Source organism: Vibrio sp. QJM3NY_15 (genome assembly GCF_057785995.1).
Map to the genome: position 1 here is coordinate 3,419,886 of NZ_CM173517.1, position 26,127 is coordinate 3,446,012.

General features: G+C 44.3%; 21 protein-coding genes and 4 tRNA genes. 7 read left to right on the plus strand and 18 right to left on the minus strand.

The window, feature by feature from the left end; all coding sequences use genetic code 11:
• The first annotated feature begins 264 nt into the window (after window positions 1-264).
• The gene (locus AC3CKG_RS15415) at window positions 265-1,428 is read left to right on the plus strand and encodes a CNNM domain-containing protein (RefSeq protein ID WP_488528549.1); all 1,164 of its coding nucleotides are present in this window, start codon (window positions 265-267) and stop codon (window positions 1,426-1,428) included.
• Between the two features lie 115 nt (window positions 1,429-1,543).
• Here AC3CKG_RS15415 and AC3CKG_RS15420 read toward each other — a convergent pair whose 3' ends face one another.
• On the minus strand, window positions 1,544-2,131 hold the full coding sequence (locus AC3CKG_RS15420) for a YjaG family protein (protein WP_029223215.1): 588 nt from the start codon (window positions 2,129-2,131) through the stop codon (window positions 1,544-1,546).
• A 71-nt stretch (window positions 2,132-2,202) separates the two neighbouring features.
• On the opposite strand from AC3CKG_RS15420, the gene AC3CKG_RS15425 reads away from it, so the two are divergent.
• Both AC3CKG_RS15425 and AC3CKG_RS15430 read left to right on the plus strand, forming a co-directional pair.
• Entirely contained in the window at window positions 2,203-3,129 is a 927-nt protein-coding gene (locus AC3CKG_RS15425; RefSeq protein ID WP_488528550.1) for a D-2-hydroxyacid dehydrogenase, read from the plus strand.
• Window positions 3,129-3,722, plus strand: coding sequence for a uracil-DNA glycosylase family protein (locus tag AC3CKG_RS15430; RefSeq protein ID WP_488528551.1), 594 nt, complete (start codon window positions 3,129-3,131; stop codon window positions 3,720-3,722). Before AC3CKG_RS15425 ends, AC3CKG_RS15430 begins: the two co-directional genes overlap by 1 nt.
• Before the next feature lie 108 nt (window positions 3,723-3,830).
• Here AC3CKG_RS15430 and hemE read toward each other — a convergent pair whose 3' ends face one another.
• On the minus strand, window positions 3,831-4,898 hold the full coding sequence (gene hemE / locus AC3CKG_RS15435) for a uroporphyrinogen decarboxylase (protein ID WP_029223216.1): 1,068 nt from the start codon (window positions 4,896-4,898) through the stop codon (window positions 3,831-3,833).
• A gap of 299 nt (window positions 4,899-5,197) precedes the next feature.
• Entirely contained in the window at window positions 5,198-6,007 is an 810-nt protein-coding gene (gene nudC / locus AC3CKG_RS15440; RefSeq protein WP_488528552.1) for an NAD(+) diphosphatase, read from the minus strand.
• A gap of 165 nt (window positions 6,008-6,172) precedes the next feature.
• On the opposite strand from nudC, the gene AC3CKG_RS15445 reads away from it, so the two are divergent.
• Window positions 6,173-6,670: an Rsd/AlgQ family anti-sigma factor gene (locus tag AC3CKG_RS15445; protein WP_017104580.1), complete on the plus strand. Its 498-nt coding sequence runs from the start codon at window positions 6,173-6,175 to the stop codon at window positions 6,668-6,670.
• A gap of 366 nt (window positions 6,671-7,036) precedes the next feature.
• On the opposite strand, the gene rpoC is transcribed toward AC3CKG_RS15445, so the two are convergent.
• The 13 genes from rpoC to AC3CKG_RS15510 form a co-directional block, all read right to left on the minus strand.
• Complete coding sequence (gene rpoC, locus AC3CKG_RS15450; protein ID WP_029223217.1) at window positions 7,037-11,239, minus strand: DNA-directed RNA polymerase subunit beta'; 4,203 nt, start codon at window positions 11,237-11,239, stop codon at window positions 7,037-7,039.
• A gap of 89 nt (window positions 11,240-11,328) precedes the next feature.
• Entirely contained in the window at window positions 11,329-15,357 is a 4,029-nt protein-coding gene (gene rpoB, locus AC3CKG_RS15455; protein WP_017104578.1) for a DNA-directed RNA polymerase subunit beta, read from the minus strand.
• A 234-nt stretch (window positions 15,358-15,591) separates the two neighbouring features.
• On the minus strand, window positions 15,592-15,957 hold the full coding sequence (gene rplL / locus AC3CKG_RS15460; RefSeq protein WP_004729770.1) for a 50S ribosomal protein L7/L12: 366 nt from the start codon (window positions 15,955-15,957) through the stop codon (window positions 15,592-15,594).
• A 57-nt stretch (window positions 15,958-16,014) separates the two neighbouring features.
• Window positions 16,015-16,509 carry a 50S ribosomal protein L10 gene (gene rplJ / locus AC3CKG_RS15465; protein WP_010435550.1) on the minus strand — a complete coding sequence of 165 codons (495 nt, stop codon included), beginning with the start codon at window positions 16,507-16,509 and terminating at the stop codon, window positions 16,015-16,017.
• 251 nt (window positions 16,510-16,760) lie between these two features.
• Window positions 16,761-17,465, minus strand: a complete 705-nt coding sequence (rplA, locus tag AC3CKG_RS15470; RefSeq protein ID WP_017104577.1) for a 50S ribosomal protein L1 — start codon at window positions 17,463-17,465, stop codon at window positions 16,761-16,763.
• Between the two features lie 4 nt (window positions 17,466-17,469).
• Window positions 17,470-17,898: a 50S ribosomal protein L11 gene (gene rplK, locus AC3CKG_RS15475; protein WP_010435555.1), complete on the minus strand. Its 429-nt coding sequence runs from the start codon at window positions 17,896-17,898 to the stop codon at window positions 17,470-17,472.
• Window positions 17,899-18,111: 213 nt separating this feature from the next.
• On the minus strand, window positions 18,112-18,660 hold the full coding sequence (gene nusG / locus AC3CKG_RS15480) for a transcription termination/antitermination protein NusG (protein WP_012605006.1): 549 nt from the start codon (window positions 18,658-18,660) through the stop codon (window positions 18,112-18,114).
• A gap of 13 nt (window positions 18,661-18,673) precedes the next feature.
• Window positions 18,674-19,051, minus strand: coding sequence for a preprotein translocase subunit SecE (gene secE / locus AC3CKG_RS15485; RefSeq protein ID WP_017096511.1), 378 nt, complete (start codon window positions 19,049-19,051; stop codon window positions 18,674-18,676).
• Window positions 19,052-19,274: 223 nt separating this feature from the next.
• Window positions 19,275-20,459 (minus strand): elongation factor Tu, encoded by a 1,185-nt coding sequence (gene tuf, locus AC3CKG_RS15490; protein WP_012604914.1) that lies wholly within the window; start codon window positions 20,457-20,459, stop codon window positions 19,275-19,277.
• 93 nt (window positions 20,460-20,552) lie between these two features.
• Window positions 20,553-20,628 (minus strand) — tRNA-Thr (locus tag AC3CKG_RS15495).
• A gap of 14 nt (window positions 20,629-20,642) precedes the next feature.
• A tRNA-Gly gene (locus tag AC3CKG_RS15500) sits at window positions 20,643-20,717 on the minus strand.
• A gap of 38 nt (window positions 20,718-20,755) precedes the next feature.
• Window positions 20,756-20,840, minus strand: a tRNA-Tyr gene (locus AC3CKG_RS15505).
• A gap of 45 nt (window positions 20,841-20,885) precedes the next feature.
• A tRNA-Thr gene (locus AC3CKG_RS15510) sits at window positions 20,886-20,961 on the minus strand.
• A gap of 210 nt (window positions 20,962-21,171) precedes the next feature.
• Here AC3CKG_RS15510 and coaA point away from each other — a divergent pair.
• Entirely contained in the window at window positions 21,172-22,095 is a 924-nt protein-coding gene (coaA, locus tag AC3CKG_RS15515; RefSeq protein WP_017108613.1) for a type I pantothenate kinase, read from the plus strand.
• Window positions 22,096-22,102: 7 nt separating this feature from the next.
• Here coaA and birA read toward each other — a convergent pair whose 3' ends face one another.
• Together birA and murB are read right to left on the minus strand one after the other, a co-directional pair.
• A complete protein-coding gene (birA, locus tag AC3CKG_RS15520) occupies window positions 22,103-23,068 on the minus strand; it encodes a bifunctional biotin--[acetyl-CoA-carboxylase] ligase/biotin operon repressor BirA (protein ID WP_488528553.1) in 966 nt (321 codons plus the stop codon).
• Window positions 23,065-24,111, minus strand: coding sequence for a UDP-N-acetylmuramate dehydrogenase (gene murB, locus AC3CKG_RS15525; RefSeq protein WP_488528554.1), 1,047 nt, complete (start codon window positions 24,109-24,111; stop codon window positions 23,065-23,067). The genes birA and murB overlap by 4 nt, the downstream gene beginning before the upstream one ends.
• 66 nt (window positions 24,112-24,177) lie before the next feature.
• Between murB and AC3CKG_RS15530 the strand changes: the two genes are divergently transcribed.
• Both AC3CKG_RS15530 and pssA read left to right on the plus strand, forming a co-directional pair.
• Window positions 24,178-24,609, plus strand: coding sequence for a GNAT family N-acetyltransferase (locus tag AC3CKG_RS15530; RefSeq protein ID WP_102536499.1), 432 nt, complete (start codon window positions 24,178-24,180; stop codon window positions 24,607-24,609).
• 91 nt (window positions 24,610-24,700) lie between these two features.
• A complete protein-coding gene (pssA, locus tag AC3CKG_RS15535) occupies window positions 24,701-26,041 on the plus strand; it encodes a CDP-diacylglycerol--serine O-phosphatidyltransferase (RefSeq protein WP_488528555.1) in 1,341 nt (446 codons plus the stop codon).
• Window positions 26,042-26,127: the final 86 nt, after the last annotated feature.

Below are 26,127 nucleotides of genomic sequence, written 5' to 3' on the forward strand. Positions count from 1 at the left end.
TTTCCCTTCTTAGTATTTTCGAATTCAATTAACTCTAAAACATAAATGCCCTATCTGGCAAAGGTTTGTCGTCGATCTTTAGCTCTAATGCCGTAGTTTTAGCCATAATATGAGTAATAACTCACAATTTGTTACTGATTTTATTGAGTAAGCCCTTGTTTAAAAGGGGCTGAGAGTGAAATTAATGATGACCTAGCCACTACTTATTCTCTATAATCCACCTTGAATCGCTGACAAAGCGTACAATTTAATTTAAGGGCAAACATGCTGCTGCTAACTATTTACGTCTCCATTGCTATTGGAGTTTCTTTCATTTGTTCTGTTTTGGAAGCTGTACTTTTGAGTATTAGTCCGAGCTACATCGCTCAACTAAAACAAAATGGGCACCCTGCAGCCGCGTCTTTAGACAAACTGAAAACAGATATTGATCGCCCACTCGCGTCAATTTTAACGCTCAACACCATCGCACATACTATTGGTGCGGCAACTGCAGGTGCACAAGCTGCTGTGGTTTTTGGTAGCCAATGGCTAGGTGTTTTCTCTGCCGTGCTCACTCTGGGCATTCTGGTGTTGTCTGAGATTGTTCCAAAAACGATTGGTGCGACCTACTGGCGTCAACTTGCTCCAGCATCGTCAACGGTACTTCGTTGGATGGTGTTCTTCCTAACTCCATTTGTTTGGTTCTCAGAGCAAATTACTAAACGTCTAGCTCGTGGTCACCAAGCACCTAAGATGCGTGACGAGCTATCAGCGATGGCTATTTTGGCAAAAGAGAGTGGCGAGTTCGCAGAAGGCGAATCAAAAATCCTAAGCAACTTATTAGGCATTCAAGACGTTCCTGTTACTCAAGTCATGACACCTCGACCGGTTGTATTCCGTGTAGATGCAGAGATGAGCGTCAATGTGTTCCTTGAAAAACACAAAGACACGCCGTTCTCACGTCCTTTGGTCTACAGCGAACAGAGTGACAATATCATTGGTTTTGTTCACCGTCTGGAGCTGTTTAGATTACAACAAGCGGGTTGCGGCGAAAAAGCGTTAGGCGAAGTCATGCGCCCTATCCACGTGTTATTGAACAACATGGGCCTCGCTAAAGCCTTTGACCAAATGATGGCAAATCGCCTGCAATTGTCTTTGGTTGTTGATGAATACGGAACAATTCAGGGCATCATCACCCTAGAAGACATCTTTGAGCATTTAGTTGGCGAAGAGATCGTTGATGAAGCAGACAAGACCACAGACATGCAAGAACTTGCGTTTCAGCGTTGGGAAAAATGGAAAGAGACACACGGTGTTATCGAAAACCGCGATGAAGAGGACGAGCTAGAAAAAGAAACTCCAGCCGACAACGATGCCTCAGATTCAAAATCAGCGGATGATGACGACGCATCAAAAGATAATGTCTCAAAAGACAAAGCTCAGAACTAACAGCTAAGAAACAAAAGAAAAAAACGCTTAATCGAAACTTGATAGCGTCAGATACAACAAAGGCTCCCTAGGGAGCCTTTGTTTTTTTATTCTATTCGCTACAACTCAACATCCGTTATAACGCAACACCAATGTTGCTCACTGGGTCTTCGCGCAGTTCATGACGCAGATCTTTAATCAGTTCAAGGTCACGCTCTGTCGTTTCACGAAGTGGTCGGAAGATCGCCCATTGAACGTCCCACTCTTCACAAACCGCTTCATTTTCTTTTTGGTTTTCGTTCGTGACTTCTTCAGCACCTTGAGCGAATTCAAGTTCTGCAACCGTCTTAACTGACTGTTGGCTCACTTTAATTACCGATTCAAGCATGTGTTCACGATCAAGCAGACCATGTATTAACGTTGCTAAGCCTTGGCATGCGTCCATTGCTGGATAAACACCATAAAAATCAAAATCATCACCGCTAGGGAATAGCTCTTCTACTTTCTCAAGTTGACGCTCAAAGTTCACCTTTGCCGTTTTAACCGTTAGGATTTCCCAAATGCTATCCAAAACATCACGATAGATTCGAGCTTCCGCAAATTCTGTATTCTCACAAAACATGGCATAGTTAGGATACATACGCTCACATAGACACGCCATAAAGGTAATTTGTTGCCAAGGTTCTAACTTTTCAAGACGAACCTGCAATGGATTCTGAAGCATAGTCACTCAATAATTGCAGAAAAAGACAGCGAAAGTGTACTTGATAAACCCTGAGGGGAAAAGGTAAGCCGATGAACAATTTTACGAATAAGCTCTATATTCTTACCGAGCATGACGATACTTACACGCAACTGATTGTAAACCGAGATTTACCTGACCTAGAAATCACCACAAACCCAGAGTTAGCGGAGATCGTCTTGGCCTCTCCTCCCCTCATAGCAGGACGTCTTGATGAGTTTAAGCATCTGGATTGGGTGCAAAGTACCTATGCAGGGATCAACAAATTAACCCAACCGAATTTGCGTCAGGACTACACGTTGACCAACGTCAAAGGCATCTTCGGCCCTGCCATTGCCGAGTACGTATTGGGTTACACAATCAGCCACTTTAGACACTTCACTCATTACCACCAGCAACAACAACAGCGAAACTGGCAGCCACAGCTTTATACCAGCCTAACCGACAAAACCATGGTGATTTTGGGAACAGGTTCAATTGGCAGCCATTTGGCGAAAGCCGCTTCTGCGTTTGGTATCCATACCATTGGGGTCAACCGGACAGGTATCCCATCAAAGCAAGAAACCTTCAAAGATACTTTCCACATTAATGAATTAGAAGCCGCCCTCAAACAAGCGGATATTGTGGTGAACACACTGCCATCAACGGATGAGACCTACCAACTACTGAATCAAACCGCCTTAAGCTACTGCTCTAACGTATTGCTGTTTAATGTGGGTCGCGGGGAAAGCGTAGACAATAAAGCGTTACTGCTTGCGATTAAGAACAAATGGGTTGAACACGCTTTCTTGGATGTATTTGAATGCGAGCCTCTCACACAAGAACACCCGTTTTGGAAATTACCGCAAGTCACCATCACACCACACATTGCGGCTCTAAGTGAGCCAAGACAGGTCGTGGAGATCTTCGCCAATAATTACCAACAATGGCGAGATGGTTTTACACTTAATCACACCATTGATTTTGATAAAGGCTACTGATGTTCTCGTCACTGCTCACCGAGATACGACAATGCACCGCTTGTGAGCCTCATTTATCACACGGTGCAAATCCAGTAATTCAGGCACACCCAAACGCGCGCTTGTTAATCATAGGGCAAGCGCCCGGTATCAAGGTTCATCAATCATCTATCCCTTGGAATGATGCCAGTGGCGAGCGATTAAGAGAATGGCTAGGAATGGATAGCGATACGTTTTATGACGAACAAAAAGTCGCGATTGTCCCGATGGGCTTTTGCTATCCAGGAAAGGGAAAAAGTGGCGATCTACCGCCTCGAAAGGAGTGCGCTGCGCTATGGCACCAAAAAGTGCTGCAATCACTGCCCAACATCCAAATGACCTTGCTGATTGGTCAGTATGCGCAAAACTATTATCTAAAAGATAAAGCCACCAGCACACTCACTGAAACGGTGCGTAACTGGCAGGCTTGGGCTCCAGAATTTTTGCCACTTCCCCACCCTTCACCACGTAATAATATCTGGATCAAGAAAAACCCATGGTTCGAAAGTGAAGTTATTCCCTATATCAGGAAGCACGTATCAGAGCATTTGGCCTACCATGATCCAAATACCTAATTAGCTGCACATCAACGATGATTAAGCCGATATTGGGTGCGGATAAAAAGATAATAAAAAAGCGCTGCCGATTTCTCGACAGCGCTTTTTCTAAAAACACATACTGAATTACTTGTGGTATGGCTTAGATAGGTCGTGAACTGCGTCCACAAATACACCAGCATTTTCTGGTGGCACATCTAAGTGAATACCATGGCCAAGGTTAAATACGTGGCCAGTACCGCCGTCACCAAAACCCTCAAGGATAGTGCCGACTTCTTCACGAATACGCTCAGGTTGTGCGTAAAGTACTGATGGATCCATGTTGCCTTGTAGAGCCACTTTATCGCCAATACGTGCTTTTGCATCAGCAATATTGATTGTCCAGTCTAGGCCAACTGCATCACAGCCAGTCGCTGCGATAGATTCTAGCCACATGCCACCGTTCTTAGTGAACAGAGTAACCGGTACACGGCGACCTTCGTTTTCACGGATTAGGCCATCGACAATTTTGTGCATGTACTGCAGTGAGAACAGGTTGTAGTCACGCGGAGTAAGTACACCACCCCATGTGTCGAATACCATTACCGATTGAGCACCCGCTTTAATTTGCGCGTTCAGGTATTCAATAACAGTGTCAGCAAGCTTATCTAGAAGTAAGTGCAGCGTTTGTGGTTCTGCATACATCATCTTCTTGATTTTAGTAAACGCCTTCGAGCTGCTGCCTTCAACCATGTAAGTCGCCAGTGTCCAAGGGCTACCAGAGAAACCAATCAGTGGTACTTCGCCTTTCAGATCTTTACGGATCTGACGAACAGCATTCATTACGTATTGAAGCTCACCTTCTGGATCAGGTAGGCCAATTTTCTCTACGTCAGCTTTACAAGTAATCGGACGCTCAAATTTAGGGCCTTCACCTGTTTCGAAGTACAAACCTAAACCCATCGCATCTGGGATAGTTAGGATGTCAGAGAACAAGATTGCCGCATCAAGAGGGAAACGACGCAAAGGCTGAAGTGTTACTTCTGATGCTAGTTCCGCGTTCTTGCACAAAGACATGAAGTCGCCTGCTTCTGCACGCGTTGCTTTGTATTCAGGAAGATAGCGACCCGCTTGGCGCATCATCCATACTGGAGTGCAATCAACAGGCTGCTTTAAAAGTGCGCGTAAATAGCGATCATTTTTTAATTCGGTCATTCCGTTCAATTCCAATTCAATCTTGTCTAGTTTTGATGGCAAGTATTCTAACACTGATTGAGGGGTAAAAGCTGTGTGCTTTGCAACCTAGATCAAGTTATTAACTTTTAAATCAATGCTTAATTTGCACCCAATTGCAGGCGCATGTTAAAAATTTGTTCGCTAGCGAAAATTACAATTATAACATCTGAGTAGTCACTACTCAGCATCTCATAACGACATCTTACTTACCCCCTCCACTTGTGGAGGGTTTTTTTTAGCTTTTGACCACCCATAGGCCAAATACTATCACAGGCCAATTAGTGCTCGAGCGCCTGCTCCGTCACTGTATCTTTCATCACGTCATCGACTGTTTTCTCAATCAATTGTCTCGCAATGGTTCCAACTGGAGCAACATCCGGCAAGCTTGTTACATCAAACCATTGGGCATCCGACAGTTCACTGTAATCTGGTTTGAGCGTTCCACAAGCATAGTCAGCGAGAAAGGCCATCATCATACTCGATGGAAACGCCCATGGCTGGCTACCAAAGTAGCGAATATTACTCACATCGATACCCGTTTCTTCTTTGACTTCTCGCGCCACACACTGTTCTAAGGTTTCTCCAACCTCTAGAAAGCCCGCTATCACGGTATACATGCCTGTTTTATGCCTTGGGTGCTGCGCAAGCAATATCTTGTTGTCGTTTCGCACAGCGACAATGATGCACGGGAAGATACGAGGGTAATGAAGAGTTCGACAGTCACCACACTGCATCGCAACCTGATTGTGATTCAAATGATTACGACCGCCGCACTGTGGACAAAAACGCATACTTTGAGTCATGTGCCCGTACTGGATAGCCTTACTTGCCATAAGAAAGCTCGATTCAGACCAGTGCAATAACTCACGTAGGTTGACCATGGTCAGTTCACTCTCGACATCGCAATCGTTGAGCCAATAGACCTGACGTCCTTGATGCTGGCCAATACAGATAGCGTGTTCAACACTGAGCCCTAACTCATCAGCCGAGCCATAAGGAAACTGATCATTATTAACCCAAATATCACTACCAGAAACGACGCACCAGTAAGCTTGCTCTGTCATTTTTGTATCACTTTTTTTTAACATCCCTATGCCTCATTGCTTGCAGTTCGTTCATTTTACTGGCAATCTAATTTCATACTAGAGTTGTAGCAGAGAATATTTCAAGCTATTACTTTTAGTAGTTACCAATAAACGGACCTTGCTTAGGCAATTACCATGATCACAAGGTTGTGATCAGATCATGAGGACATGGTCATGCTAAATAAATTCAAACAAATACAAGAACAATGGGGTGGCTCTAATGAGGTCATCGATCATTGGCTCGAAACTCGACAGTCTCTAATCGTTGAGTATTGTAAGCTTGCCGCTCTACAGCCTTCATCGTCGAAAGCAACGGCAATTACCGAACTGCCTTCTCCAGAAGCGCTCCAAAAATTCAGCCAACATCTTGTTGATTACATCTCCGAAGGTCATTTCAAAATCTATGACATGGTGATGGACAAGTGGCAGTCTACAGGCTTCAAAGCAACAGACGAAATTAACCAATCTTATGGTCATATCGTCCTTACCACAGAGCCACTACTTAACTTTACCGATAAGTACGCCGCCATCAAAGCCAGCGATGCATTAGAGAGCTTTGACAGTGATTTATCTTTGATTGGTGAGATTATTGAGGCGAGGTTTGAGGTTGAAGATCAACTGATACAGCAAATTGCCGATAGCCTAGCGGTTCCGCCAGGAGCATAGTTGGCTAACTATCTTGTAAGCTTGCCTCTGTGCAAGCTTTTTGTTTTGTCTATGAATCATGAACATCATCTACCTCTAGAAGCCTAGCGTTTGATAACCTGCAACCCATTGATACTCTACTATTGCTATCTATCCGCGCACATTCCCGCATATCAGCAACCTACACATCTAGCTTACGATTCTCTATATAGCTCCGTAGAGACAGTAACGCTACTCTAGAAATGAAACACATAGCTCACTTGAAACTTGTACCAAAGATACGAATTAGCCCTCTGCAAGATTAATCCGATTTAAGCCAAACGACAGATACAAAAAAGGCACCCGAAGGTGCCTTTTTTCTTATCTCTTAGAGACTACTCGTAGAGCTTACTCTTCTGAAGAGAAACCAGCGTTTAGAAGTGCTGCTAGATTGTCAGTAGCTTGTTCAGCTGAAGGACCTTCTTGCTCTTCTTCACGTTGCTTTTGACGCTCTTGGTGGTATGCGAAACCAGTACCAGCTGGGATCAGACGACCAACAATTACGTTCTCTTTCAGACCGCGAAGGTCATCACGCTTACCAGAAACCGCAGCTTCTGTTAGTACGCGAGTCGTTTCTTGGAACGATGCAGCTGAGATGAATGACTCAGTTGCAAGAGATGCTTTAGTAATACCTAGTAGGTCACGTTCGAAACGTACTAGTTCTTTACCTTCAGCTTCTAGCTTACGGTTAGCAATCTTAACATTGTGGTACTCAACTTGTTCGCCAGGTAGGAACGGAGAGTCACCAGAATGAGTGATTGTACACTTACGTAGCATTTGACGAACGATAGTCTCGATGTGCTTATCGTTAATCTTTACGCCTTGTAAGCGGTAAACTTCTTGAACTTCGTTCGCGATGTACTGAGTTACTGCGTGGATACCACGTAGACGCAGGATGTCGTGTGGAGTTTCAGGACCGTCGGCGATTACATCACCACGTTCAATCTTCTCACCTTCGAACACGTTCAATTGACGGTGCTTAGGAATCATCTCTTCGTAAGCGTCACCGCCTTCACGAGTGATTACTAGACGACGCTTACCTTTCGTTTCTTTACCGAAAGACACAGTACCTGTGTGCTCAGCAAGGATCGCAGGCTCTTTAGGCTTACGAGCTTCGAATAGGTCAGCTACGCGTGGTAGACCACCGGTGATATCTTTGTTTCCGCTCGACTTTTGAGGGATACGAGATAGTGTGTCACCAATGCCAACTTCAGCGCCATCTTCGATGTTTACAATCGCTTTGCCAGGTAGGAAGTAGTGAGCTGGCATATCAGTACCAGGGATCATTACGTCGTTACCTTGCTCATCAACAAGTTTGATAGCTGGACGCATATCTTTACCTGCTGCTGGGCGAGCTGCTGCGTCTGTTACTTCACTTGAAGAAAGACCAGTTAGATCGTCAGTTTGACGAGAAACTGTAATACCATCGATCATATCTACGAATTGGATACGACCTGCCACTTCAGTGATGATTGGCATGGTATGCGCTTCCCAGTTAGCTACAACTTCACCAGCAGTAACTGCTGCGTTGTCGCCTTTGGTTAGCATCGAACCGTAAGGAAGTTTGTGCTTCTCTTTCGTACGGCCGAATTCATCAATAATCGTCATCTCAGATGCACGAGAAGTGATAACCAGTTTCTTATCTTTGTTAACTACAAACTTAGCATTGTGAAGTTTCACAGTACCAGTTGTCTTAGCTTGGATGCTGTTCTCTGCTGCTGCAGTAGATGCCGCACCACCGATGTGGAACGTACGCATTGTAAGCTGTGTACCCGGTTCACCGATAGATTGTGCAGCGATAACACCAACTGCTTCACCTTGGTTCACTAGGTGGCCACGTGCTAGGTCACGACCGTAACACTGTGCACAACAACCGAAGTCTGCATCACAGGTAACAACTGAGCGCACTTTCATGCTATCTACAGAGTTGTCTTCCATGATTTGACACCACTTCTCATCAATCAGAGTATTACGTGGAATCAGTACATCTTCAGTACCAGGCTTAAGAACATCTTCAGCAACTACACGACCAAGAGCAAGCTCAGAAAGTGCAACTTTAACGTCACCACCTTCGATGTGAGGCATCATGTCGATACCTTCATGCGTGCCACAGTCATGTTCGTGTACTACAACGTCTTGTGCTACGTCTACTAGACGACGAGTTAGGTAACCCGAGTTAGCTGTTTTCAGTGCTGTATCCGCAAGACCCTTACGAGCACCGTGCGTTGAGATAAAGTACTGAAGGACGTTTAGACCTTCTTTAAAGTTCGCAGTGATCGGCGTTTCGATGATAGAACCATCTGGACGCGCCATCAGACCACGCATACCTGCTAGCTGACGAATCTGAGCTGCAGAACCACGTGCGCCTGAATCGGCCATCATGTAGATGCTGTTGAACGATTCTTGCTGTTCTTCTTCGCCATCACGGTTAATAACTGTTTCAGAAGAAAGGTTATCCATCATTGCTTTCGCAACACGGTCGTTCGTAGACGCCCAGATATCGATAACTTTGTTGTAACGCTCACCCGCAGTAACAAGACCAGATTGGAATTGCTCTTGGATTTCGCGAACTTCTTCTTCTGCATCAGAAATTTCAGTGTACTTAGCCGCTGGAACAACCATATCGTCGATACCAACAGAAACACCTGAAAGTGCTGCGTATGCAAAACCTGCGTACATAATTTGGTCAGCAAAGACTACTGTGTCTTTTAGACCAAGCTTACGGTAACACTCGTTAAGAAGAGTAGAGATCTGCTTCTTACCTAACTTTTGGTTAACGATGCTGTACGGAAGGCCTCTAGGAACGATCTGCCAAAGCATTGCACGACCTACAGTCGTATCAACTAGGCCAGTGTTCGTTGTGCTGTTGCCGTCTTCGTCTACTACAGTTTCAGTGATACGTACTTTAACGCGAGCGTGTAGCTCAGCAGTCTTAGTACGGTATGCCTTTTCAGCCTCTTCAGGGCCAGCAAGGTACATACCTTCACCTTTCACGTTGATCTTGTCACGTGTCATGTAGTAAAGACCCAATACAACATCCTGAGACGGAACGATGATCGGATCACCTGATGCTGGCGACAGAATGTTATTCGTCGACATCATTAGGGTACGAGCTTCTAGCTGTGCTTCTAAAGTTAGAGGCACGTGTACAGCCATTTGGTCACCATCGAAGTCGGCGTTGTATGCCGCACACACTAGTGGGTGAAGCTGAATCGCTTTACCTTCGATTAGTACTGGTTCAAACGCTTGGATACCTAGACGGTGAAGTGTAGGTGCACGGTTAAGCAGTACTGGGTGTTCGCGGATAACTTCGTCTAGGATATCCCAAACGATCGCTTCTTCGCGCTCTACCATTTTCTTAGCAGCTTTGATTGTCGTAGCCATGCCACGAGTTTCTAACTTGCTGTAGATGAATGGTTTAAATAGCTCAAGTGCCATCTTCTTAGGAAGACCACACTGGTGTAGACGAAGGTATGGACCAACTGTGATTACAGAACGGCCAGAGTAGTCTACACGTTTACCTAGAAGGTTCTGACGGAAACGACCTTGTTTACCCTTGATCATATCAGCAAGAGATTTCAGAGGACGCTTGTTAGAGCCAGTGATCGCACGACCGCGACGACCGTTATCTAGAAGTGCATCAACAGACTCTTGCAGCATACGCTTTTCGTTACGTACGATGATGTCCGGAGCAGCTAGCTCTAGAAGACGCTTCAAACGGTTGTTACGGTTGATCACACGACGGTAAAGGTCGTTCAGATCTGAAGTCGCAAAACGACCGCCATCTAGTGGAACTAGAGGACGTAGATCTGGCGGTAGCACTGGAAGTACAGTTAAGATCATCCACTCAGGCTTGTTGCCTGAAGAGATGAATGCTTCAACTAGCTTCAAACGCTTAGTAACTTTCTTACGCTTAGTTTCTGAGTTAGTTGTTTCTAACTCTTCGCGCATTTCTTCCACTTCTTGATGAAGGTCCATTGTTGAAAGCAGATCTTTGATCGCTTCAGCACCCATCTTAGCAGTGAATTCGTCACCCCACTCTTCTAGACGATCCAGATACTCTTCTTCAGTAAGCATCTGAGATTTTTCTAGGTCAGTCATACCCGGTTCAGTTACTACGTACATTTCGAAGTAAAGAACACGTTCGATATCACGCAGAGGGATATCCATTAGTAGACCGATACGAGACGGCAGTGATTTTAGGAACCAGATGTGAGCAACTGGTGAAGCTAGCTCGATGTGGCCCATACGGTCACGACGAACTTTAGTCTGTGTAACTTCAACGCCACACTTCTCACAGATAACACCACGGTGCTTCAGGCGCTTGTATTTGCCACAAAGACATTCGTAATCTTTAACTGGACCAAAAATACGAGCACAGAACAGACCATCACGTTCAGGTTTGAACGTACGATAGTTGATTGTTTCTGGCTTTTTAACTTCACCAAAAGACCACGAACGGATCGTGTCTGGTGAAGATAGACCGATTTTGATTGCATCAAATTCTTCGGTCTTATGCTGTGCTTTTAGAAAGTTTAATAAGTCTTTCACGTTCAGCTCCTGTAAGGAGTTAAAGGAGCTCACCGACTAAAGTGAGCCCCCTTTACCAAGTAATCCAATCTTCTTTTAAAAAAGAGGGATTACTCTTCGTCTTCTAGCTCGATGTTGATACCTAGCGAGCGAATCTCTTTCAACAGTACGTTGAACGACTCTGGCATGCCAGGTTCCATGCTATGGTTACCATCTACGATGTTCTTATACATCTTAGTACGGCCGTTAACGTCATCTGACTTAACTGTTAGCATTTCTTGTAGAGTATATGCAGCACCGTATGCTTCTAGTGCCCATACTTCCATCTCACCGAAACGCTGACCACCGAACTGAGCTTTACCACCAAGTGGTTGCTGAGTTACTAGGCTGTAAGAACCAGTTGAACGAGCATGCATCTTGTCATCAACCAAGTGGTTCAGTTTCAGCATGTACATGTAACCAACAGTTACAGGACGCTCAAACGAATCACCAGTACGACCATCAAACAGTTTAAGCTGACCAGATTCTGGCAGATCACCCAGTTTAAGTAGTTCTTTGATTAACGCTTCTGACGCACCGTCGAACACAGGAGTAGCAATCGGTAGACCGCCACGTAGGTTCTTGATCAGTGTACGAACTTGATCATCAGACAGTTCCGCAATATCAACTTTCTGACGAGTATCACCAAGATCATAAACCTTCTGTAGGAACTCACGGAACTTATGCAGTTCTTGTTGTTCCTTAACCATTTGGTTGATCTTGTCACCGATACCTTTAGCAGCCAAACCTAAGTGTACTTCTAGGATTTGACCGATGTTCATACGCGATGGTACACCCAGTGGGTTAAGTACGATGTCTACAGGCTGACCTTTTTCATCGTATGGCATGTCTTCAACAGGGTTAATCTTAGAGATTACACCTTTGTTACCGTGACGACCCGCCATCTTATCGCCAGGCTGGATACGACGTTTAACCGCTAGGTAAACTTTAACAATCTTAAGAACGCCAGGCGCTAGATCATCACCTTGAGTGATTTTACGACGCTTAGTTTCAAACTTCTTATCGAAGTCTGCTTTTAGCTCATCCCACTGCTCAGCAAGTTGCTCAAGCTGTGTTTGTAGCGCATCGTCTTCTAGAACTTGCTCTAGCCATTGCTTACGACCGATCGTATCAAGCTTAGCTTCAGAGTAACCACCAGACAGAAGTACAGCTTTAACGCGGTTAAGAAGGCCACCCTCAAGAATTTGGAACTCTTCAGTAAGGTCTTTCTTAGCTTCTTTAAGCTGCATCTGTTCGATTTCAAGTGCACGTTTGTCTTTCTCTACGCCATCGCGAGTGAAGACTTGTACATCGATGATAGTACCCGAAACAGAGTTTGGTACACGTAGAGAAGTATCTTTAACATCAGATGCTTTCTCACCGAAGATAGCACGTAGTAGCTTCTCTTCAGGAGTCAGTTGAGTTTCACCTTTAGGTGTCACTTTACCAACTAGGATGTCGCCACCCTTAACTTCAGCACCAATGTAAACGATACCTGACTCGTCTAGTTTAGACAGAGCAGACTCACCTACGTTTGGAATATCAGCTGTGATCTCTTCAGAGCCCAGTTTAGTATCACGAGCCACACAAGATAGTTCTTGGATGTGGATTGTCGTGAAACGGTCTTCTTGAACTACGCGCTCAGATACTAAGATCGAGTCTTCGAAGTTGTAACCATTCCAAGGCATGAACGCGATACGCATGTTTTGGCCAAGAGCAAGTTCACCAAGGTCAGTTGAAGGACCGTCAGCTAGAACATCGCCGCGTGCAACTGGTTCACCAGGAAGGACAGTTGGACGTTGGTTAATACATGTGTTTTGGTTCGAACGCGTGTACTTAGTTAGGTTGTAGATATCGATACCAGCTTCGCCAGGTACCAATTCATCTTCGTTAACCTTAACTACGATACGAGAAGCGTCAACAGACTGAACTTGACCACCACGTTTAGCAACCGCTGTAACACCAGAGTCAACTGCGATGTTACGTTCAATACCAGTACCTACTAGAGGCTTATCAGCTCTCAGTGTTGGTACAGCTTGACGTTGCATGTTCGCACCCATCAATGCACGGTTCGCATCATCGTGTTCTAGGAACGGGATAAGCGAAGCAGCGATAGATACTACTTGGTTTGTCGCAACGTCCATGTAGTCAACGTGATCGCGTGGGTGAAGACCAGATTCACCTTTTTGACGAGCAGTGATTAGCTCATCAGCAAACGTCGCTTCTTCAGTAAGAACCGTGTTTGCCTGTGCGATAACGAATTGACCTTCCTGGATTGCAGACAGGTAATCAACTTCTTCTGTTACTACACCATCTACAACGCGACGGTACGGAGTTTCTAGGAAACCGTAATCGTTACAACGCGCAAACGCAGATAGCGAGTTAATCAGACCGATGTTTGGACCTTCAGGCGTTTCGATCGGACATAGACGACCGTAGTGAGTTACGTGAACGTCACGTACTTCAAAGCCTGCGCGTTCACGAGTTAGACCGCCTGGACCTAAAGCAGAGATACGACGTTTGTGCGTAACTTCTGACAATGGGTTGTTTTGGTCCATAAACTGTGAAAGCTGTGAAGAGCCAAAGAATTCTTTAACTGCAGCAGAGATCGGCTTAGCGTTGATAAGGTCTTGAGGCATGATTGCATCAAGGTCACCAAGGCTTAGACGTTCTTTAACGGCACGTTCTACACGAACTAGACCAACACGGAATTGGTTTTCTGCCATTTCACCTACAGAACGGATACGACGGTTGCCAAGGTGGTCGATATCGTCCACTTCGCCTTTACCGTTACGGATGCCAATCAGTTTCTTCATCACTTCAATGATGTCTGATTCATCCAGAGTACCGCGCTCTTCTTCTTCTTCACGCTCGATAGAGCTGTTGAATTTCATACGGCCTACAGTTGATAGGTCGTAACGATCTTCAGAGAAGAATAGGCTTTCGAATAATGATTCTGCAGCTTCTTTTGTTGGTGGCTCGCCAGGACGCATCATGCGGTAGATTTCTACCAATGCAGAGATGCGATCTACTGTGCTATCTGCACGTAGAGTGTCTGACATGAATGGACCATGGTCTAGGTCATTCGTGAACAGAGTTTCTAGAGATTTGTGACCTGCTTGAGATAAGTTAGCAAGTGCCTCTAGGCTGATCTCTTGGTTCGCGCCAACGATGATCTCGCCAGTTGCTTCGTTGATGTAATCTTTCGCAGCAATCTTTTCAACGATGTACTCTACAGGTACTTCGATGTGCTCAACGCCATCTTTTTCAAGCTGACGGATATGGCGAGCAGTTACACGACGACCAGTCTCAACGTAAGTCTTACCATTTGATTCGATGTCGAATGACGCAGTTTCACCACGTAGACGATCAGGAACCAACTCCATAAGTAGAGTTTGGTCTTTCACTTCGAAGTTCACTTTGTCGAAGAACAGATCTAGGATCTCTTCTGTCGATTTACCAAGTGCACGAAGGATAATCGATGCTGGTAGCTTACGACGACGGTCGATACGTACGAATAAGTTATCCTTAGGATCGAACTCAAAGTCTAACCATGAGCCACGGTAAGGAATTACACGTGCGTTATAAAGAACTTTACCAGATGAGTGGGTCTTACCCTTATCACTGTCGAAGAACACGCCTGGGCTTCGGTGCAGCTGGGATACGATAACCCTCTCGGTACCATTAATTACGAAAGTACCATTGTCTGTCATAAGCGGAATTTCGCCCATGTAGACTTCTTGTTCTTTAATGTCTTTTACAGTACCTGCAGGCGCATCTCTATCAAAGATAACTAGACGCAGTTTAACGCGTAGTGGCTTTGAGTAAGTTACACCACGAATTTGACATTCTTTAACATCAAATACTGGCTCACCAAGACGGTAGCTAACGTATTGCAGCTCAGAATTGCCGTTGTAGCTCTGAATTGGAAATACAGAACGAAAAGCAGCCTCAAGACCGTATTGACCTTCTGGATCCTGTTCGATGAATTTATCGAAAGAATCAAGCTGGATCGATAACAGGTATGGAATGTCCAAAACTTGTGGACGAGTACCAAAATCCTTACGGATGCGCTTTTTCTCGGTATAAGAGTAAACCATGGGGTTCCTCAGCTCGCTGATAAGTGACCCAAACTGTCCAAACGCTCATTAGAGTGGGACAGTGACTAACAGCTGTTTATTGTGGTTAACAATTATTTCGAAGAAATAACCGTTTTTTTGCTCAGACTATGACGCTTAAACAGCGGGAAATTCATCATAGCCCTACAGCGCAAAAAGGCCGGTGGTTAATAAACCACCAGCCAATAGCCTTGCGGCTAGGAAATTAAGTAATAATTACTTGATTTCAACAGAAGCGCCAACTTCTTCTAGCTGTGCTTTAAGAGCTTCAGCTTCAGCTTTGTCAACGCCTTCTTTAAGCGCTGCAGGAGCTGAGTCTACAAGACCTTTAGCTTCTTTAAGACCTAGGCCAGTTGCGCCACGTACAGCTTTGATAACTTGTACTTTGTTTGCGCCAGCGCCAGTAAGGATAACGTCGAATTCAGTTTGCTCAGCAGCAGCTTCAGCAGAAGCACCACCAGCTACAACTGCAGCAGCAGCAGTAACACCGAATTTTTCTTCCATAGCTTCGATAAGCTCAACAACTTGCATTACAGACATTTCTGCAACTGCGTCTAGGATTTGCTCGTTAGTAATAGACATAACAATTCTCTTTTAAGTCAACAATAAGTTTAAATAGCAACCAGTGAAAAGCAAGGCTTATGCCGCAGCTTCTTCTTTTTGGTCGCGAACAGCAGCGATAGTACGAACCAGCTTGCCAGCAGAAGCTTCTTTCATGCACATCATTAGGCGTGCGATAGCTTCGTCGTAAGTTGGTAGTGTCGCTAGTACTTCAGCATCAGTAACTGCGCCTTCAAATGCAGCAGCTTTGATCTCGAAATCTTTATTCTCTTTAGCGAAGTCTTTGAAAAGACGCGCAGCAGCACCAGGGTGCTCATTAGAGAATGCGATCAGAGTTGGACCAGTGAAAGTGTCTACTAGACACTCGTAGTCTGTACCCTGAACCGCACGGCGTGCTAGTGTGTTACGAACAACTTTCATGTAAACACCCGCTTCGCGAGCTTGTTTACGTAGAGAAGTCATTGCGCCAACTTCAACGCCACGAGAATCAGCTACAACTGCAGAAAGTGCACCACTGGCAGCTTCGTTGACTTCAGCAACAATTGCTTTTTTGTCTTGAAGATTTAAAGCCATTTGGATTAACCTCTGGTTGTGATTACAGCACTCAATACAAAATGTATTGAGCGTTTACGATGTTATTTAAAAATGAATAAATTCACTTCAAACCACAACATCGCCTACGTAGGTTTTATTAAGCCATCAATAATCTAAAGAAAATCGACAGCGCCTACGGTCTTGGGATAGACGACTATGAATTGCTTCAAAAATCACCCAACCACAAATATTAGGCGCAGAAGTATACACTAAATCTGCGCCTAAGCAAATTAGTTTGCTTGTGTGTCAAGACTAGCTTGATCAACAGCAACACCAGCACCCATCGTAGTAGAGATGCTTACTTTCTTCAGGAAAGTACCTTTCGCTGAAGAAGGCTTAGCTTTCTTAAGAGCAACTAGAAGTGCTTCTAGGTTCTCTTGAAGCTGGTTAGCTTCGAAAGTTGCTTTACCGATAGTAGTGTGGATGATGCCGTTCTTGTCGTTACGGTAACGAACCTGACCAGCTTTAGCATTTTTAACTGCTTCAGCAACGTTAGGAGTTACAGTACCAACTTTAGGGTTTGGCATTAGGCCGCGTGGACCTAGGATTGTACCTAGTTGACCAACAACGCGCATTGCATCTGGAGAAGCAACAACAACGTCAAAGTCCATTACGCCTTTTTTCACTTGCTCAGCAAGATCTTCCATACCAACGATATCTGCGCCAGCTTCTTTAGCTGCTTCTGCGTTTGCACCTTGAGTGAACACAGCAACGCGGATTTCACGGCCAGTACCGTGAGGTAGCACAGTTGCGCCACGTACGTTTTGGTCAGATTTACGAGCATCGATGCCTAGGTTAACAGCAACATCTACAGACTCAACGAATTTAGCAGTTGCTAGTTCTTTAAGAAGAGCAATAGCTTCGTTGATTTCGTATTCTTTAGTTACTTCAACTTTGTCGCGGATTACGCGCATACGCTTAGTAAGTTTTGCCATGATCTTATCCCTCTACCACTAGGCCCATTGAACGAGCAGTACCAGCAATAGAACGCTTCATTGCTTCGATGTCAGCACCAGTCATATCAGCAGCTTTAGTTTCTGCGATTTCCTGTACTTGAGCGTCAGTTACTGTGCCCACTTTTTCAGTGTTTGGACGACCAGAACCAGACTTAACGCCAGCAGCTTTCTTAAGAAGAACAGCAGCAGGTGGAGTCTTAGTTACGAACGTGAAAGAACGGTCGTTGTATACAGTAATAACTACTGGAGTAGGTAGACCTTTCTCAACAGATTCTGTTTTTGCGTTGAACGCTTTACAGAATTCCATGATGTTCACGCCGTGTTGACCTAGAGCAGGACCAACCGGTGGACTTGGGTTTGCCATACCAGCTGCAACTTGCAGTTTGATATAAGCTTCAACTTTCTTAGCCATGATATTTCCTAAATATTTGGGTACATGCGCTAGCCTTTAGGCGAGCTCCCCTTAATTTCATAAATTACTTTTCACTTCCTAAGAAGTAAAAAGGCGCGAAATTATAATCATAATTCGCGCCTTTAACAACCCTAAAAAGGTGATTTTTTATACTCTTTCATTTTGAACAGCTTGTTAAATAGTTATCAACAGCTTACTCAAACTAACCGAGTCTTAGTCTAGTTTTTCAACCTGACCGAATTCAAGCTCAACAGGTGTTGCACGACCAAAGATCGATACAGATACCTTAATGCGGCTCTTCTCGTAATCCACTTCTTCAACAGTACCGTTAAAGTCAGCAAATGGACCATCGTTCACACGAACCACTTCACCCGCTTCGAACATTGTCTTAGGACGTGGAGACTCGCTCGCTTTCTCTAGACGGTTCAAGATAGCATCAGCTTCTTTGTCAGTGATTGGTGCAGGACGATCAGAGGTACCACCAATGAAGCCCATAACACGAGGAATGCTGCGTACTAAGTGCCATGATTCATCATTCATGATCATTTGCACTAATACGTAGCCAGGGAAGAACTTACGTTCGCTTTTACGGCGTTGACCTGCACGCATTTCCACTACTTCTTCAGTAGGTACTAAAACGTCACCAAAGAATTCTTCCATGTCGTGCATTTTAATATGTTCGCGTAACGATTGAGATACACGACCTTCATAGCCAGAAAAGGCTTGAACTACATACCAACGTTTTTTTGGAGCTTCACTCATGAATCAGAACCCTCTACACCCCAGTCGCTAGAGAAACTAAACGGACCATAATGCCGTCAATTCCCCAAAGCACTAGAGACATAACAATACATACAGCTAAAACGATCAATGTAGTTTGCATAGTTTCTTGGCGAGTAGGCCAAACAACTTTACGAATCTCCATACGAGATTCTTTTGCAAAATCGATCGCAGCTTTACCTTTAGTTGTTGTTGCTGCAACGCCTAGTGCGGCAGCAATCAGCACAACTACACCTGCAGCGCGAATTACAACAGACAATTCACCATACAGGTAATTACCCACAACAGCAGCAGCCAACAGTACAAAAGCGACTACCCACTTCATTGTATCTGCTGCACCTGAGCTATCAGGAGTTTCAGCGTTTGCTTTCATAAAACCAACCTGTGATAAGTCTTAAATATAGACGACAATAACCCCGCTGTTGCAGGGCACATTCCTTTGCGTTGCAAAACAACACATCTAACAGTCATTTTAGTCAAAAAGACCGTTTAATTCTTTGCTAAGAGCTAAAATTGATGTCAAAACACCCAACTCTTTTTTCAGCGCAGAAAAAGGGCATCAAATGATGCCCTTTTTACTAGTGGTTCGTCAAATCTTATGCAAAGATTTTAGCTACAACACCAGCACCAACTGTACGGCCACCTTCGCGGATTGCGAAACGTAGACCTTCGTCCATTGCGATTGGAGCGATTAGCTCAACAGTCATTTGAACGTTGTCACCTGGCATTACCATTTCTACGCCTTCTGGTAGAGTGATATCGCCTGTTACGTCAGTTGTACGGAAGTAGAACTGTGGACGGTAACCCTTGAAGAAAGGAGTGTGACGGCCGCCTTCGTCTTTAGAAAGTACGTATACTTCAGACTCAAACTTAGTGTGTGGGTTGATTGAACCTTTAGCAGAAAGTACTTGGCCACGTTCAACGTCATCACGCTTAGTACCACGTAGAAGTGCACCAACGTTCTCACCTGCACGACCTTCGTCAAGCAGTTTACGGAACATTTCAACACCAGTACAAGTAGTAAGAGTAGTCTCTTTGATACCAACGATTTCTACTTCGTCACCTACACGTAGGATACCGCGCTCGATACGACCAGTAACAACAGTACCACGACCTTGGATTGAGAATACATCTTCAATAGGAAGTAGGAACGGTAGGTCAACAGCACGCTCTGGAAGTGGAATGTAAGAATCTAGTGCTTCTGCAAGCTCAACGATCTTGTCTTCCCACTGCTTTTCGCCGTTTAGAGCGCCAAGTGCAGAACCTTGAATTACTGGAAGGTCGTCTCCTGGGTACTCGTACTCAGAAAGAAGTTCACGAACTTCCATTTCTACTAGCTCAAGTAGTTCTTCGTCATCAACCATGTCACATTTGTTCATGAATACGATGATGTAAGGGATACCAACTTGACGACCAAGTAGGATGTGCTCACGAGTTTGTGGCATAGGGCCATCTGTAGCAGCAACAACTAGGATACCGCCGTCCATTTGAGCAGCACCAGTGATCATGTTTTTAACATAATCGGCGTGTCCAGGACAGTCTACGTGTGCGTAGTGACGTTCAGGAGTATCGTACTCAACGTGAGAAGTTGCGATTGTGATACCGCGCTCGCGCTCTTCTGGAGCGTTATCGATAGATGCGAAATCTTTAGCAACACCGCCGTACACTTTTGCAAGTGTAGTACAGATAGCAGCAGTTAGAGTTGTTTTACCGTGGTCAACGTGGCCGATAGTACCAACGTTTACGTGCGGTTTCGTACGTTCAAATTTTTCTTTAGACATGGGGTGTCCCTCTAGGTACGGATTAGGTGGCTTAAAATAAGACCACGCAACCAAAAAAATGGTTTTTTATTAAAAGGAGAAGAAGCTTTAGACTGGTGCTAATACCCAGAGTCGAACTGGGGACCTCACCCTTACCAAGGGTGCGCTCTACCGACTGAGCTATATCAGCACACAAAAATGAGTTGGAGCGTGCAGCGGGAATCGAACCCGCATCATCAGCTTGGAAGGCTGAGGTAATAGCCATTATACGATGCACGCAACACGTAACTCTTTTGAGCTATTTAACCTTTAGAATATGGTGGAGGGAGACGGATTCGAACCATCGAAGGCAGTGCCTGCAGATTTACAGTCTGCTCCCTTTGGCCACTCGGGAACCCCTCCAAATTTTGATCTTTCTCTCGCTCTCTATAAATAGAGGGGAGAAAGTGGTGCCGACTACCGGAATCGAACTGGTGACCTACTGATTACAAGTCAGTTGCTCTACCTACTGAGCTAAGTCGGCACAAGTGGGGCGCATTTTATTGAATGATTTTCCACCTTGCAATAGTAAATTGCAAAAAAGTGAAAAATTCTCTTATCAAATTCATATATACGGTTATTTAGCTCAAGGTTTCTGCCTTTAATCCGCATCTAGTAAAGGAAGATATTTAATTTATCTATCGCTTGATGTATTTTCCATGCACTTGTTTTGTTATCCACTATAGAGTTTTGTATGAGCCCATTTATGTCATTTGACCGCGCGCAGTGGTCTGAACTAAGGAATTTAGTTCCGATGACACTTTCTGAGAGCGATTTGAAAGAGCTTCAAGGCATCAATGAAAAGCTGACTATGGAAGAAGCTGTAGAGATTTACCTACCGTTATCTCGTCTGTTGAACCTCTATGTGGCCGCTCGACAAAATAGAAACTCAGTACTTCATCAATTTCTGGATAAGAAAGAGACTGCACCACCCTTCATCATTGGCATCGCTGGCAGCGTGGCGGTAGGTAAAAGTACAACCGCTCGTCTACTCAAAGCTCTGTTATCTCGTTGGGACAACCACCCTAAAGTTGAGCTAGTTACGACAGATGGCTTTTTGTATCCAAATGAGGTGCTGCAAGAAAAAGGCCTAATGAGTAAGAAAGGGTTCCCTGAGTCTTATGATATTAAAGCGCTAGTCAACTTTGTTTCAGACGTAAAGGCATGTAAGCGTAATGTGACAGCCCCCGTGTACTCTCACCTCACCTACAACATTACCAAGGAAGTAAAAGAGGTCGACTTACCCGATGTGCTCATTATTGAAGGGCTCAACGTTTTACAAAGTGGTATGAATTACCCACATGAGCCTCATAGAGTCTTTATTTCAGACTTCCTCGACTTCTCGTTGTATGTCGATGCCGAAAGCGCTCAAATTCAACAATGGTATGTAAATCGTTTTATGAAGTTTCGTGAAGGTGCCTTCGCTAAACCGGGGTCATACTTCGGGCATTACACTAAATTGTCAGATCTAGCTGCTAAAGAAAAAGCTGAAGGTATTTGGCAATCAATCAATGGTTTGAACCTAGAGCAAAATATCCTTCCGACCAGAGAAAGAGCTCACCTGATTTTACGCAAAGGCGCTGATCATATGGTTGAGGAAGTGTTACTAAGAAAGTAGTAACCTCTTAGTCCCCTTTTCTTAGGGATATCTCTCCACCGATATAGCTCTCGACACCGTTCTCAGTTTTGAGTAATACGGCACCTTGTTCATCGATACCTTGTACTACACCTTCAATTTCTCTAGGTCCAATGATCAGTCTAACGTTGCGACCTAAGAAGTTATCTAAACGATTCCAGCGTTCGACAAAATTGGACATTCCTTTCAATTCATAGTCGACGAGCGACTTGTCCCAAGCATTAATCAAAGCCTGAGCTAAGTCATTACGATCTGGCACTTTCCCATCACACACTTCTTTGAGAGAAGTCCACGGCTGGCCAATACCTGATGTTGCGGGATCCATCGATAGATTAAGCCCCAAACCAATCACAATATGAGCAGCCCCACCCGATTGCCCTGACAGCTCTACTAAGATGCCTGCGAGCTTCTTATCATTATGATAAAGGTCGTTCGGCCACTTTAGTTTAACGCCTTCAACCCCCATATCCTCCAACGCCTCTACAACGGCAACACCAACCACAAGACTCAGTCCCATAGCCGCAGCCAGACCGGCATCGAGCCTCCAGTACATTGAAAGGTATAGATTGGCACCGAATGGCGATACCCATTCACGCCCACGACGTCCACGACCTGCGGCTTGATATTCAGCAACACAGACTGAACCTGACTCAATGGTGCTGGTACGTTCTAACAGATGTTGGTTTGTTGAACCTATGATTGGAATCAACTCCAGAGAAGCACCACGGCTAACAGCAGACAACCTCTCCTGATCGAGCATATCCAAACGACTGGCTAACTTATATCCCTTACCTTGCACTCGATAGATATCCAAACCCCACTCTTGAATACCTTTAATATGTTTGCTGATAGCGGCTCTCGACACACCAATCATTTCACCAAGATCTTCACCAGAATGAAACTCGCCATCAGCAAGACATTTTAGCAATGTGAGCTTGGTACTGTGTTCTCTCATGCCATGGCCTCCAAAGCCTTGTCTAAGTTTGTCTCACTGTCTTGGCCCATAAAGCGAACTTCGTGCTCCAATGGAATATCGAACTTGTCCAGAACAGCTTGACGTACTCGTGCTGCAAGTTTGAGGATATCCACAGCAGACGCTTCATCATAATTGATAATAACTAAAGCTTGGTTTGGATGAACTTGAGCGCCACCTTCAATCACACCTTTAAACTGGCATTGATCAATGAGCCACCCAGCAGCAACTTTGATCATGTCGTTACTCTCGTAACCGACGATGTTTGGGAATAACGCAGACAACCGATCAAAATGATCTTTGGTGATCACGGGGTTTTTAAAGAAACTTCCAGCATTACCTTGCACGGATGGGTCTGGTAGCTTACTTGAGCGTATAGCACACACTTCATCGTATATAGAACGAGGAGAAAGTGTTTCTGTGGGTAAACTTTTAAGCGGACCATAGTGGTTACATGGTTTCCACTCTTTAGCTAATGTTAAGCCAATCGCCACAACAATCGCTTTGCCGTAAAGAGCATGCTTAAAAATAGAATCTCGATAACCAAATAGACATTCATCTTTGCTTAGTCGCTTAACTGTATAAGTATCCAGACAAAGAATATCAACGTATTCACATACATCTTGTAGTTCAACACCATACGCACCGATATTCTGAATTGGCGCAGAGCCAGAACAGCCTGGGATCATGGCTAAGTTCTCTAAACCACCCAGTCCATGGTCAACACTCCACTCAACAAGGCTAGGCCAATCTTCCCCACCAGATACATGTAGAGAGTAACTTTCTGAGCTTTCTGTTAACTCAATACCACTTAATCGATTAATAATGACCAAGCCCGAAAAGTGTTCAGTAAAGAGCATATTACTGCCTTTCCCGAGCATTAATTTAGGCAAGGCTGACCATTGAGGGTCTTGATATACGGAGATGAGTTCATCAACAGAGGAAACTTCGACAAGTACATCACAAGTCTGTTCGATCGAAAAAGTATGAACATTTTTTAAGCTAGCATTGAGATAAGATTGCATGGCGATATTTAATTAAATTACACTGCCGACATTCTAACGCAGATAAACAAATGGCGCAGTGACTGAATGAACAATGTCATCATTACTCAATTAGACCCCGTAAAGGTTCCCCTCGTTAAGCGTTTTTACAAAGAGCATTACCCAACAGGTAAAGCCAACAAAAGCGAACAAATCTACTCATTAGAACTAGATGGACAGTTACGTGGTGTAGTTCGCTTTCGAACGATAGAAGATGCACGCTTACTTACCGGAATGGCTATCTCTAAGGAATACCGCGGCAAGCGATTAGGTTCACAGCTAATGGATTATTGTGTTCTTCACACGCTGACGGAAAAAGATTATTGCTTCGCGTATTCCCATCTGACTAATTTCTACAATCGTCATCAATTCATACAAATCGATCCCAATGAACTACCAAATGGTTTGAGAGTCTTATATGAGCGCTATTCGAATAGCGGAAAAGATCTCATTCCTATGCATTATCAGCAAAATTGTTAGAGAATGACTCGATTATCTAGTATTTGATGCTATCCCTTTGGTAAAATTGAAGGTTCGCAATTTTGCATATTTTTAAGGTAAAACAGTCAATATGATTGCTAGTAGGAATCCATTCATACAGTTGCCAACCATAGCGCAGAATCCTGACAAGTTTGAAGTACTGCTATCAGCGCATGAGTTCCGAACTCGCTTACTTGATGAGATATCTCGTGCAACTACTCGTATTAGTTTAGTTGCTCTGTATCTTGAAGATGATGACGCTGGCCGTGAGATCCTAACTGCCTTATACGAAGCAAAACAAAAGAACCCAGAATTAGACGTGAGCGTTTGTGTCGATTGGCATAGAGCTCAACGTGGATTGATTGGTGCGGAGTCCTCTGAGGGCAATGCAGCAATGTACAAAGAGTTTGCAGATAAATACCAGCACACCGTTCCTGTTTATGGCATTCCTGTTCGTGGCAAGGAAGTGTTTGGTGTATTGCATCTAAAAGGCTTTATTGTCGATGACAGCGTCATATACAGCGGTGCTAGCCTTAACAATATCTATTTAGGTTATCATGATCGTTACCGTTTCGATCGCTACCATGTTTTAAACAACGCAACACTTGCTGACTCAATGTTCTCCTATATCCAAGAACAAATGATCTCAGACATCGCTGTTTATGATCTTGCTGATAAGAACAAACCACTAACTAAAGAGTTAAAGCCAGCAATCCGTCAATTCAGAGCATCGTTAGCACGCTCTCAATACAAATTCGATTCTCAAGAAGTCTCGGCAGATCAAGTTGCTGTAACTCCTTTAGTTGGTATAGGTAAGAGACGTAATCGCCTAAATCAAGGAATTAACCAACTGGTTGCTCAGGCTAAAGATGAGATTTTCATTTGTACGCCATATTTCAATTTTCCACCAAGCCTAGCGAAGGAAGTGAAGAAAGCACTTAAGCGTGGCGTCAAGGTCACGATTGTTGTCGGCGATAAAACAGCAAATGATTTCTTTATCTCACCGGAAGAAGAATTTAAAACGATCGGTGGATTGCCTTACTTATACGAATTGAACCTCCGTCGATTCGCGAAGGCTAATGAAGCAAATATAGCAAGTCGTAACCTGTCTATCCGACTTTGGCAACACGATTCCAACAGCTTCCATTTAAAGGGCATTTGGGTTGATAAGCGCTACATGCTGCTAACAGGTAACAACCTAAACCCGCGCGCATGGAAATTAGACTTAGAGAATGGCATATTCATCCAAGATAACTACCATCATCTAACGGATAAATTCCAAGCTGAGGTTGATAATATTGTTCAGCACACACAGCTTATTTGCACTTATAAACAGTTAGATAAAGTAGATAGCTATCCAATGGAAGTACAGAAACTAATTCGAAAGATCACTCGAGTTAAAGCAGACAGAGTTCTTAAACAAATACTCTAAATCGTTGTATTTAAAATTGTTTAAATGCCTAGCAATCGCTGGGCATTTTTATATCTACATTAGAACCTCAGGCTTAACCCCAAGAG